The sequence below is a fragment of the Flavonifractor porci genome, from assembly GCF_037572415.1.
Taxonomy (GTDB): domain Bacteria; phylum Bacillota; class Clostridia; order Oscillospirales; family Oscillospiraceae; genus Flavonifractor; species Flavonifractor porci.
In genome coordinates this window covers 39238-50679 of the sequence record NZ_JBBHLB010000003.1, presented here as the reverse complement: position 1 = coordinate 50679, position 11442 = coordinate 39238, and the positions used below count along the sequence as shown (strand labels likewise).

Genomic DNA, 11442 nt, shown 5'->3' with positions numbered 1-11442 from the left:
ATATGGACAACTGCTGGCTTCCGTTGGCCCTGTATGACATCTTCCGCCACCACCCTGTTTTTATCTACATTATATCAAACCTGAAGTATTGTGTCACACCCCCTTTTGACCTTAATGTCAAAATGTAGTACAATCCAAAATTCAGCCAGAAAGGAGGGCTGTTGATGCCGCAGGTCAAACTCATCTCGCCCATCACCAGGCAGGAAATCCGCAAAATCCGAGTTGCCGCCTATTGCCGGGTATCTTCCAATTCAGCGGATCAGCAGAACTCCTACGCCAACCAGATTCGGGTATATACCAGCCTCATTCAGAGAAAAAAAGAGTGGGAGCTGGTGGAGATATTCGCTGACGAAGGGCTCTCTGGCATGAACGCACAGAACCGCACCGAATTCCAGCGAATGATCAAGATGTGCGAACAGCACCAAATCGACCTGATCGTCACCAAATCCGTCTCCCGTTTCGCCCGAAACGCCAAGGAGTCTCTGGAATATGTCCGGAAGCTGAAATTGCTCGGCGTGGGGGTGCAGTTTGAGAAAGAGGGAATCTACACCCTGGCCCTCGGAGATGAGATGCTGCTCAATACCTTCTCTGCCATCGCACAGGAGGAGTCTAAGGCAATTTCCCAGAACCAGCGGCTTTCCATCGTGAAGCGGATGCAGTCTGGGGAATATGTGGACAGCAACGCTCCTTACGGCTTCCGGCTGGTGGATAAGGCGCTGGTGGTCTATGAACCGGAGGCGGCCATCGTCCGCATGATGTTCGAAAACTACCTGAGCGGCCAGTCTACATCGGAGATCGCCCGGGATCTCAACAGCCGCGGCATCAAAACCAAAACCGGGAAATCCACCTGGCGCTCCACCAAGGTGGCATACATACTTGGAAATGAGCGGTATTGCGGCGATTGCAAATATCAGAAAACCTACCGCGACACCACAGTCCCCTTCAAACAGTTCCGAAATCGAGGTCAGGAGGATATGTTCTACGCCTCCATGACCCACGCTCCTCTTATTGACCGAGATACCTTTGACAAGGTCCAGCTCCTCTTGAAAAAGCGTCAGGATGTCTTTGGAAAATCTACAACGCAAAATATCTACCCTCTTACGAGCCGCATTCAGTGTTCTGAGTGCGGCTCGTATTTTCGCAGGAGGCAGGTTTCCGGGACAGTAAAGTGGGGATGCTCCAAACACATTCAGGATCGTACCCAGTGCGGCTCAAACTACTACAGCGAGGAGAGGATCTACGATGCCTTCATCGCCATGGTCAATAAGCTTCGGTTCTCTGAATACGACATCCTGGGTCAGACTCTACTCCGTCTGGAATCCGCCGAGCTGAAGCGAAAGCAGAAAAACACGGCCGCAAGGGAGATCAGCCGGAACATTGCAGATCTGAACGCCAAGTTGGTGATGGTGGAGCAGCTCCATGCAAAGGGATACCTCAAAGATGAGGTCCATAAAGCTCAGGTGCGGGAGATTAACGACCAACTGCGCCGGCTGAAGCGGGAGCGCCAATGTGAATTCTCCTCGGGCATTACCCATATGATAGAGGAACTGACGCGGCTGAAAAAGCTGCTGGAAGAGCTCGAGGAACCACTGGACCGCTTCGATGAGAAGCTTTTTACTGAGATTGTTCAGGCCATCAGTATCAGCCGCCGAGATGAAATGACAGTCACCCTCATCGGCGGGCTGAGATTCACTGAAATGCTCTGACAGAGAGGAACCTCGCCATGAAGAAGATACGCTATATCCCATACGGTTACACCATGAGAAATGGAAGGACAGTCATCGCACAAGATGAAGCTGCGGTCATCCGCGAGATATTCAGCGCCTACATCAACGGCGCATCCCTCCAAAGTATTGCCGAGCTGCTGACTGAGAGGAAGATCCCCTACAGTGAGAGAACGGACGTGTGGGATAAAGCTCGTATCGCACGAATCATCGGAAACGCCAAATACATTGGCGATGGGGAGTATGACCCGATCATTGAGGAAGAGCAGTATGAGGAAGCGGCTGCCGTGAAAACAGCCCGCCAGCGGAACACCTTCGAAAAAAATCTGGAGGGGATCGACCTGCTTCGGGATCTGGTCCGATGTGCGGAGTGCGGAGCCCCTATGCGGCGAAGGGTGAGCAGTAAGCACCGGATTCGCGAGAGCTGGGATTGCACTAATCCTGATTGCGGTCAGCGCATACGGATTTCCGATACACACCTGTTGGAAAAGGTGGCAATCCTGATGAACCGCATCATCGCCAATAGCTATCTGCTCATTCCTCGCCCCAAAAAGCGAAAAGAGCTGTCGGCGGAAGCCCAGCGAATCAACCGGGAAATTGATGCCGAACTGGAGCGGGATGACCCCAGCGATGCACTGATTATCGTCAAAACAATCGAAATGGCAGAGCGGCTCTATGCTGAGAGCGATGCCCATCTACAGATTGCTGCATCCATCGCCCGAAAGCGGGTAAGTCTGATGACTCCCCAGGAGGAATTCAGCCCGGCCTACTTTAGTGACATCGCCGCCTACCTGACGCTTGGCAGCGGAGGAAAGGTGATCCTACATACCAAAACCGATGTCGAGATCGGAGATGAAGAAAATGAATGTAACCAAGATACCCAAGAAAACAATATCGGTTATTGAGCCAAAACGCTCCCTGATCGTCAACAGGGAGCAGTATCATCAGCGGCGGGTTGCTGCCTACTGCCGGGTATCCACCGACAGCGAGGAGCAGCTCACATCCTATACCAACCAGAAAAAGGTATATACCGAGATGATTGCCGCTAAGCCCGAATGGGAGTTCGCCGGACTCTACGCAGATGAGGGCATCTCCGGGACACGTGCAGATAAGCGCCCCCAGTTCCAGAAGATGATCAACGACTGCTTGTCTGGGAAAATCGACTATATCATCACGAAATCCGTTTCCCGCTTCGCCCGTAATACAGTGGACTGCCTGGACCATGTCCGAATGCTCAGGGCAAGAGGGATTGGCATCTACTTCGAGGAGCAAAATATAGACACACTGCAAATCGACAGCGAACTCTATCTGGTCATCTACGCAGGGTTCGCACAGTCCGAATCCGAAAGCATCAGCAAGAATGTCACCTGGACTTTTCGTAAGCGATTTCAGGAGGGCAAGCCCATATTCAACTATAAGTGCCTTCTGGGATACCGCAAGGGTGCAGACGGAGAACCGGAGATCGTCCCGGAGGAGGCATCCATCGTGGAGAGGATCTTCAATATGTACCTGTCAGGTGAAACCATCAACCGGATCTCAACCAAACTCAGAGAAGAAAATCTCCAGATACCAGGAAAACGCTTCTCCTTCTCTGCGAGCATGATTAAGGGTATTCTCCGGAATGAACGATACTGCGGGGACAGCATCCTTCAAAAGACGGTCACAATTGACTGTATTGGTAAGGTTCGCCGCAAAAACACAGGTGAGGCACCCATGTACTATGTACAGAATAGCCATGTTGGCATCATCAGCCGAGAGCTCTTTCACAAAACGCAGGAAGAACTTGCCAGGCGGATGAGCCGGGAGCCAAATTCCACCAAAACGGCTACCACAGCCACCGGAAAATACTCCCGGTACGCACTATCCAATGTGATGATCTGCGCCGAATGCGGAAGTCGATATAAGCGCGTGACCTGGACATCCCGAGGAAAAAAGCGAGTTGTCTGGCGCTGCATCAGCCGCTTAGACTATGGAAAGCGCTACTGCAAAACCTCGCTCACGGTAGATGAGACCGCCCTCCACGCCGCTATTGTTCGGGCAATCAACCGATTCAACGAGGAAGACGAGTCCACTTATATGGCACTCATGCGGGCAACCATTGGTGAAGCAATCGGTCTAACCGGAGGCACAGATGAGATCGACCTGCTCCGGCGGAAAATAGATGGACTGAATCGGAAAATGGTATCTCTTATCAATGAGAGCGTGGAAAGCGGGGAGGGTATCGAGAGTCACGAAGCTGAATTCAAAGAACTTTCCGATACCATTGAACTCCTGCAAGGACGGATTCAGAAACTCGAAGAAGCACTTGCTTCCGATCAGGTGAATGACAGCCGAATCCTTCAACTACAGCAGATCATCGCCGACCGAGCATCCAAAAAGATGGAGTACGACGATACCATCGTCCACCAAATGATTGAGTGTGTGAAGGTGTATCCCGACGGGAGACTGGACATTATCTTCGGAGGAGGGTACCTTATCGAAGAACGCCTGGAAAAAGAAAGTTGATAACTTCAAATATAATTGACATAATCGCCGAAATAATATAGTATAATTTATGTTAGGAGGCGATTGTGCATGGCAAAAAAAGCTGCGGTCATCATGCCGCAAACACGGGAGATCCTGGCACAGATGGGTGAGCAGATCCGCCTGGCCCGCCTGCGCAGGAAGTTGAGCCTGGAATTGGTAGCAGAGCGTGCCGGGATCAGCCGAGCCACTCTGATATCCATTGAGAAAGGCACCCCTACGGTATCCATCGGCTCCTATGCCGCTGTGCTGCACGCATTAAACAATATGGACAGCGACCTGCTGCTTATTGCAAAAGATGATGAATTCGGCAGGAAGCTACAAGATCTGGCGCTGCCCACCAGACGGCGGGCACCCAAGAAAGGAGAGTAGCCCATGGCGCAGGACGAAAAGACCATCTATGTATATGAAAATTGGCGTGGAGAGGCACCCACTCTGCTGGGGCGGCTGCGCTGCGGCTTCGTCCGTGGACAGGAAACCTTTTCCTTTGAGTATGATCCAGCCTGGCTGTCATCCGCCGAGAGTTCCTTCTCTCTGGACCCGGATCTGGCTCTTTACCGCGGGCGGCAGTATGTGCCGCTGAACAAGCAGCTCTTTGGCCTGTTTTCCGACTCCTGTCCGGATCGCTGGGGGCGTCTGCTGATGAAGCGCAAGGAGGCCATCGACGCTCGCAAAGAGGACCGCAAGCCCCGTAAGCTCACCGAGAGCGACTTCCTGTTGGGGGTCTACGATGAATCCCGTATGGGTGCGCTGCGGTTCAGCTTGGAAGAAGGGGGCGAATTTCTTTCGAACGATAAAGCGTTTGCGACGCCTCCATGGGTAAACCTTCGGACGCTGGAAAACGCCTCTATCGCTTTCGAGAGCGATGAGAGCGGCCTGAATGAAAAATGGCTGCGTGAGCTTCTGGCCCCCGGCTCCTCCTTGGGAGGCGCAAGACCCAAAGCTACGGTGCAGGCCACAGATGGTGCCTTGTGGATTGCCAAGTTCCCTTCCAAGCATGATGAATATAACAGCGGCGCGTGGGAGAAGGTCGTCCATGACCTGGCACGGCTCTGCGGACTGGATGTTCCGGAATCCAAATTGGAGACGTTCTCCAAGACCGGCAGTACCTTTCTCGTCAAGCGATTTGACCGAAACGGCAGCCGTCGCATCCACTTCGCCTCAGCCATGACCCTGCTGGGCAAGACCGATGGAGCCTCTGCAGCGGACGGAAGCAGCTATCTGGATCTGGCGGCGTTCATCCGGGCCAACGGGGCATCACCCCGGCAGGATCTGGCCGAGCTGTGGAAGCGGATCGTGTTCAGCATGGCGGTATCCAATACTGACGACCACCTGCGCAACCATGGTTTCCTTCTGACACCCACCGGCTGGCGGCTGGCCCCTCTCTATGATGTGAACCCAGTCCCCTCGGGGGACCGGCTTTCCCTCAATGTGAGTGAGTATGATAACACCATTGACTTGGAACTGGCTCTGGAAGTAGCCGATTATTTCGGCCTTGCCCCGCAGGAAGCGGAACAGGCTGCAGAGGAGGTCTGCAAAACAGTATCCGGACACTGGGAACAGTTGGCCGGGCAGTATGGTCTCAGCCGAGGAGCGATAGAGTATATGCGCCCCGCCTTTTCCCTTCCATGATAAGATCACAAACGGACGATTCCTGGTGGAACCGTCCGTTTGCTTATTCTTTGGCGGCTCCCTCAAAAGAGTCCCCGCCCTCATCCACGTCCATGTCCGTATCAATGTCCAGTCCTTCATTGTTCCCCACATTCTTCTCGTAGAGCTTGGTCCATTTAAGCGGATATTTGCATTTGCGGTTATAGGCCAGAAGCATCGCCTCGGCATAGCCCATAGAACCGGGGCGTCGTTCCTTGGCTGTCCTCGAAAGCAGCTTGACCGACATTTCCCCCACTTTTTCCTTGAAGGTTTCATCTTTCAATGTGTCGCCAAAGGTGTATACCAATCTGGCGATTCCGTTGAGCATATTGGCGGAAAGCGAATTCATATCGCCCTCCCATGTGCCTACGCAGAGTCTGAGTGTTCGATCAAGTACGTGGTAACCGAACCGCTCATATATATTTTCAAGCGTAGAGACAGCACAGACAACGCCATAGTTTCTGACCTGGCCAATGGAAAGAGAATAAGACTCTACCAGATCTTTGATCATAAGCTGCTCCTGATTCCCGGCTTCCACATTTGCCATAAACACTTCATAGGGACGGAGCGGTTTGACAAACTTCATCTGGTTGGCGAAGATATCTGCCTCGTGCTCGTAGTTCAGATCATCGTATATCATGCACCAGACTGGCGTTTCACGAGAGCCAGAGGCCAGGGCGACGATCTCCACCGTGTGCTGGCCATTGAAGACATAGTTGACCCCATTTCGACGGCTCACCTTCACAGGGTTGATCTGATACAGATCAAAGTGTGCCGCAGCATTCAGCACATGCTGTTCGGAAATATTCCTCTGGTACTCCTGATTGGATACGAGGTTCTTGATGGGAATCTGTTCGAAGTGAACATTGGGAACAAACATACTATAATCTTCCATTAGGATTCCACCTCAATTGCATTGAGCATTTCCTGGATTTTTCCTTCTAATTCAGTCAACGCCGCCAAGAGGTTTTGTCTTGCAGCAGGTGAGATCGCTTCCAAATGTGCCATGGACTTTGTCCGGTCGATGGAGCTCATCCAGGAGGGGATCGTAAGAGTAAGTCCAGCAACTTCCGCATCCGGGTCATAGGCGGGCATCGTCTTGATAGCCGGCTGCTCTGCCGCCGCTGTACCGGGCTTGGCAGAAGCGTCGGAATAAAGGCATCGTCTCGATTCACTGTAACGAGCAAAAGCGTAGGGATTTTTTCCGATTTTTTTACTAAGTGCTCTCAATTCTTCGGGTTCCATTTCTGATAGAGCAACGATATTTTCGAAAGAAATCTTATATGCCCCGGAAAGAATGTGCGGAACAAGCTCAGGAGCATTTTGTTCAATGGTATCTAATGCTGCACTGTATTTCGCATATTTCTGTACGGTTGCGCCGGACACATGATACTTCCTTCCCAGCCGGGCTGCTGTTCGCCGGCCGCTCTCTTCATCTATTGGGCGGCCTCTCCCCACAGCAATGTTGGGATTCGGACGGTACTGATTATAGCCATTCCTATTTCGCTGTACTTTCTTTTCCACTTCATATTGTTTCCCAATCAGATATTTCCTGGTTTCTTCTGAGATGTTGCGTCGTCCGAGTTGGTTCGCACAGATCCAGGCGATGGCAGCATCTCTGCTTGGAAAATCCAGCTCCTTGACTCCATAAGGAATGCGCATTTTATTGCATATTTCATAGCGATTATGACCGTCGATGATGGTATCATTCCATGCGATGATATCTTCCCGGCATCCTTCCACGACCAGATTCAGCTCCAGCTGCCGGTATTCCTCCCGGCGAAGTGGACGAATCAAGTTTTTGAATTCCGGATCGATGTTAAGCTGCCTAAATGCTTTCTCTGTCATGTAGCCTCCTGCGTTCCAGCTGTTTGACGGTTTTGAGGGAAAAATATGCGACCCGGTTGACTTGATCGATCTCACCGGTCAGCTGGTAATTAAATCTCAGGTCAAAGCCACCCAGCAGTTCGGAAAAGTTTTTGATAAGGATCGTACTATAGAATTCTATAGACTGCTGGGATGTACTTGACATCCGAACCTTGTTTGCGGTCCCGCCTGAAATAGGTTTGTCCGATCCGAGAACGGCGATATACAGTTCTTCAGGGTTTACCAGGAATTGCACATACGCAGGATTCTTCAAGAGACGAATCGTTTGCCTGTGGATTCGAATCCGGTTTCGCGCAGGGTCCAGCGTTAAGTAAGCCTGCAATTGATTTTCATGATTCATGTCCTTGTCCTCCCAAAACGGACTTACTACCAGTATCAGAGGCAGCCTCGTCTGACTGCTCTGATGCAGCAGGAGCGATGTTATCGCGCAACCCATATACAGCATATCCTTCAAAAATGTCTACCTGCATAGATTTCTGGTGTTCCCGGAACGGGAGTCCAAACTGCGTCTTCCAGCCCTCCGGAAACACGGGAGTTCGAGAAGACTTGGGCTTCTGGCCGTCTTTTTGCACCCGCTGATACACTTCGGTCGCTGTGAGATCAAATGCGATGAGCCACTCATCCCTGGCATGGATTATCCGCCCGAGGAGCTTATATCGATAGTCCAGATTCCAGCCCATCAGTGAAAACACTTTGGCGAAAAAAATCTTGCAGGTGATCTGTTTCGGTTTGCGTCTGCCGGAGCCGTTGGTGCACCAGGCGCAGGCATCCCGATCTTCCGCCCGACAGGGACGGATCGCCAAGATCCTGCTCTCCTGATTGACCAATACCTGCACATAATCAACTTGTGGGAAGCGGTTCAGGCAGGCGGTATTTACATAAAATTTGTAATTGTTGAAAGTTACAGACGGCTCATTAATATGGGCGAAGAACTCACGGCGTACCACTTGGTAGCCATCGTAGTTAAAGTCACCGGCCATCTCCAGAACCTCATCACTACTGCTGTTTGCGGGAGAAGCTGCCGGTTCCGCTTTTTCTAATTCAGCAGACGGAACATTATCCAAATGCCCGTCCTCCAGGGAACGAAGCATTCCGGCGATTACGCCGCCGGTATTTTCCCGACTTTCTTCAAACATTTAGGATTCCTCCTTCCCGCGCTGACCGAGTTCCTGACAGATATAGTCACGCAGCACGTCAAATCCTGTCACGCGGAGTTTCTGTCCGGTTTCATACAACTGGCCCTCCATGCGAATTTTCCAGTCTTCCTCACTCTGATCGCAGACGGGCGGGAAAGACTGTTGGTGGAGGTAATATTGCTTGCCAAAAGAGCCGATCCACTCCTCCGGGACTGCCCGCACCCGTTTGCCGGAGACAGAAAGGGGCTGTACAGGCTCCTTTGCCTGTTCCGTGCTTTTTGAACCGGAAAGCAGGTACGATTTAATAAACGCTTCCGCATCATTGACATCAAAAATATACGCAGATTCAGTTTCGGTTTGAAACAGCGCTCCGGCGATCCGGTATTTTAAATCCGGACTCCAGCCGAATAACTGAAAAAGCGTTTCTACATAGGCCGCACCGGCGATATCCCTGGGCTGATACTTTCCGTCTGACAGCTTGGAAAACACGACTGCGTTGCGGCTGCTTTTCGCCGCTGTACGGACGGCGAACTTCATCTCCACAGGGTTGACCAGCAGCTCCACATGGTTGTCTTTCCCAAAAGACCGAACACATGTGGTGCTGAACTTGATCCTCTTATCTTGAAACAGTACATAGGGACGGTGATAATTATCAAAGAATTCACTGCGGGCGATTTCAAAGCCTCTCATATCAAAATCTCCCGGAACCAATGTGATGCTCGAGGGCAGGGCTGCATCCGCCTGCTGCTCATCGGGTGGATGGATACTGGCGGACGCTTGGTAATAATCCGCCGGCTTAAATCCAGCCCAGCGGGGATTGATGGTCACGAACCCCCTGAGCAGGCCGCTGTCGATCACCCGCAGCTCCGGGAGGATGGAACGGTTGCCATACTTGGAGTTGTTCAGAAGATGCTGAACCGCAATGAAATCATCTCTGGAAACGATGCCCTCGTGGTGGTTCCGGTAAAGGCTCTGGGGTCTGTCCCCCCGATTTTTTCTGGCCTTGTGGTTCAGATAGTTGGGGGTGAAGGTCTTCCGGGTCAGTACATCCCCGCAATGCCGCTCATTGCGAAGGACCTGGACAATGGAGTTGGATGTCCACTTGACATTCCCCAGATAAGTCTTCCTGCCCAGCTCGGTGAGCGCCGCCGCAATGTCGGAGGTGGAATATCCGTACAGATACATATAGAAGATGAGTTTTACCGTGGGGGCTTCATCCGGGTTGACGACCAGGTTTCCATCTGCGTCGTGAGAATACCCCAGCAGCTTGGGCGTCAATGGCAGACCTCCGTCCAGCCGCATCCGCAAGGAGGTCTCCATGCTCCGGCTGCGGATGTGAGACTCCTCCTGAGCCATGGTGGCCTGAAACGAAAGCGCCATCTGGGAATCGTCTTTGAGGGAGAAGATACATTCGCTCTCAAAGAATACCCCGACAGGACTGGGCAGCTCCGCAAGCATTCGCACCATGCTGATACAGTCCACCACATTCCGGGCAAAGCGAGACACGCTTTTGGTAATGATCATATCGATTTTCCCGCTGCGGCAATCGGCGATCATGCTGTTGAACTCGTCCCGATGAGCCAGAGAAGTCCCGCTGATGCCCTCATCCGCATAGATTTTAACCAATGTCCAGTTGGGATGATGCACAACAAAATCTTCATAGTATTTCTTTTGCAGCTCATAGGAGGAAGTCTGCTGGACATTGTCTGTGGAGACACGGGCATACACGGCGATCCGCTGCCTTATATCATTGTCGTAATAGTCGATGGGCTTTTTAGCCGGAATGAATTCATAGTTCTCCGGGTCAACTTTTGTGTTGATACGCCGGCGGACCCGTTCTTTCCGTTCCGCAAGCTGTTTGCGTGTGGACTTGTCAATCATGCAGCATTTCCCTCCGGGGTTCGTCATCAGGGAGTATCTTCCAACCGGGATCTGGCAAAAAGTAGGGGTCGTGTAGATCCTCCTGGTAATAGGAAGCCAGCGTATAAATATCCTCCGAAACGAAGTAAACGCCCACTGGCTTTGGGAGTGCTGCCAAGAGGCGCGTACAGAAAGAGAGCTCGGAGAGCTTCTTCGAGATATTGCTTGCTTTCTGGGTAATGATCAGATTGACCTTTTCCTCGTAGCAGTCTTGAAGGAGCCTTGACCACTCCGGAGCGTTCTCCATATTGGGCGCAGTGCTGCCCTCGTCCACATAGAAACCGACAAACTTCCAGTTTGGGCAGAGAGCCAGTGTATCAAGAAATTGCTTTTTATGAGCTGAGAGATAGTCCTCATAGCGGGTCTGGTTGAAGTAGCGGATGTATACCGCCACACGGTAATGTGTTTTGGGAAGCGGGCGTTCCCGCTTGATTTCCTTTAACCAGGCACGATGTTCCGCTAAAAGGGTGTTTCGTTCCGTCTCCCGTTCCAGCAGGAAATCAAATGAGGGCATAACTTCCTGCTCTGACTCTCTATTTTGAACGGCCAGATCTGACATATTTGCTCCCCCTGTGTTATTTCTCTTCCAGGCCATTATATAA

Annotated in this window: 11 protein-coding genes; 5 read left to right on the top strand and 6 right to left on the bottom strand. The window is 51.8% G+C overall.

Features of this window, described 5'->3' with window-relative positions; translation table 11 throughout:
• Window positions 1-164 precede the first annotated feature (164 nt).
• The 5 genes from WHJ28_RS03860 (at window position 165) to WHJ28_RS03840 (ending at window position 5879) form a co-directional block, all read left to right on the top strand.
• Window positions 165-1706, top strand: a complete 1542-nt coding sequence (locus WHJ28_RS03860) for a recombinase family protein (protein WP_101691766.1) — start codon at window positions 165-167, stop codon at window positions 1704-1706.
• 17 nt (window positions 1707-1723) lie between these two features.
• Window positions 1724-2629 carry a recombinase family protein gene (locus tag WHJ28_RS03855; RefSeq protein ID WP_148337064.1) on the top strand — a complete coding sequence of 302 codons (906 nt, stop codon included), beginning with the start codon at window positions 1724-1726 and terminating at the stop codon, window positions 2627-2629.
• Window positions 2586-4229 (top strand): recombinase family protein, encoded by a 1644-nt coding sequence (locus tag WHJ28_RS03850; protein ID WP_209346678.1) that lies wholly within the window; start codon window positions 2586-2588, stop codon window positions 4227-4229. Before WHJ28_RS03855 ends, WHJ28_RS03850 begins: the two co-directional genes overlap by 44 nt.
• Before the next feature lie 69 nt (window positions 4230-4298).
• Entirely contained in the window at window positions 4299-4619 is a 321-nt protein-coding gene (locus WHJ28_RS03845; protein WP_071430674.1) for a helix-turn-helix domain-containing protein, read from the top strand.
• 3 nt (window positions 4620-4622) lie between these two features.
• Window positions 4623-5879 carry a type II toxin-antitoxin system HipA family toxin gene (locus tag WHJ28_RS03840; RefSeq protein ID WP_340039835.1) on the top strand — a complete coding sequence of 419 codons (1257 nt, stop codon included), beginning with the start codon at window positions 4623-4625 and terminating at the stop codon, window positions 5877-5879.
• 43 nt (window positions 5880-5922) lie between these two features.
• Here the strand turns inward: WHJ28_RS03840 and WHJ28_RS03835 are convergent, their stop codons facing one another.
• The 6 genes from WHJ28_RS03835 to WHJ28_RS03810 are packed head-to-tail and all read right to left on the bottom strand — an operon-like array spanning window position 5923 to window position 11399.
• Window positions 5923-6792 (bottom strand): DUF6551 family protein, encoded by an 870-nt coding sequence (locus WHJ28_RS03835; protein WP_287878907.1) that lies wholly within the window; start codon window positions 6790-6792, stop codon window positions 5923-5925.
• Window positions 6792-7745 (bottom strand): ParB N-terminal domain-containing protein, encoded by a 954-nt coding sequence (locus WHJ28_RS03830; RefSeq protein WP_340039834.1) that lies wholly within the window; start codon window positions 7743-7745, stop codon window positions 6792-6794. The genes WHJ28_RS03835 and WHJ28_RS03830 overlap by 1 nt, the downstream gene beginning before the upstream one ends.
• Entirely contained in the window at window positions 7726-8124 is a 399-nt protein-coding gene (locus tag WHJ28_RS03825) for a hypothetical protein (RefSeq protein WP_071430665.1), read from the bottom strand. The genes WHJ28_RS03830 and WHJ28_RS03825 overlap by 20 nt, the downstream gene beginning before the upstream one ends.
• The gene (locus tag WHJ28_RS03820; RefSeq protein ID WP_340039833.1) at window positions 8114-8920 is read right to left on the bottom strand and encodes a hypothetical protein; all 807 of its coding nucleotides are present in this window, start codon (window positions 8918-8920) and stop codon (window positions 8114-8116) included. Before WHJ28_RS03820 ends, WHJ28_RS03825 begins: the two co-directional genes overlap by 11 nt.
• On the bottom strand, window positions 8921-10801 hold the full coding sequence (locus WHJ28_RS03815; RefSeq protein ID WP_340039832.1) for a recombinase family protein: 1881 nt from the start codon (window positions 10799-10801) through the stop codon (window positions 8921-8923).
• A complete protein-coding gene (locus tag WHJ28_RS03810; RefSeq protein WP_101691772.1) occupies window positions 10794-11399 on the bottom strand; it encodes a recombinase family protein in 606 nt (201 codons plus the stop codon). The genes WHJ28_RS03815 and WHJ28_RS03810 overlap by 8 nt, the downstream gene beginning before the upstream one ends.
• Between the last annotated feature and the right edge of the window lie 43 nt (window positions 11400-11442).